This window comes from Streptomyces sp. DH12 (assembly GCF_020873895.1).
Lineage (GTDB): Bacteria > Actinomycetota > Actinomycetes > Streptomycetales > Streptomycetaceae > Streptomyces.
This window is the reverse complement of the sequence record NZ_JAHWGT010001470.1, coordinates 1-407: the sequence shown is the minus strand read 5'-3', so window position 1 is coordinate 407 and position 407 is coordinate 1. Positions and strand designations below refer to the sequence as shown.

The 407-nt window shown below is 75.9% G+C and carries 1 protein-coding gene; it reads right to left on the bottom strand.

All coding sequences use genetic code 11. From position 1 onward, the window contains the following. Positions 1-407: methyltransferase (locus LPA54_RS40610; RefSeq protein WP_228985447.1), on the bottom strand; the 407-nt coding region annotated here is incomplete at both ends.

The following is a 407-nucleotide window of genomic DNA, read 5'->3' as shown; positions in this document are numbered from 1 at the left end:
CCCGGGTCCGCAGCACCGGGCCGAAGGCGATCCGCTGCCGCTGCGTGACCGCCGACTTCAGACCCGCGGACCGCAGACAGTTCACGGTCAGCTCCGGATCGCTGAGCGCCGACTGCACCAGCAGCAGCACCCCGCCCGGCCGCAGCAGCCCCGGCGCCTCGTGGCAGATGCGGTCGAGCACGAGCCGCCCGTCACCGCCCGCGTCCCAGGCCCGGGCCGCGCCGCGCGGCGGCAGGTGCGCCCTGGGGGCGGGCACGTACGGGGGATTGGCGAGAACCAGGTCGAAGGACCGTCCCCGCACCGGGTCGAACAGATTGCCGCGCAGGATCTCGACCGGCAGACCCGCCCGCAGCGCGTTCAGCCGGGCCGCGTACACGGCCCGCCGCGACACGTCGACCGCGGTGACC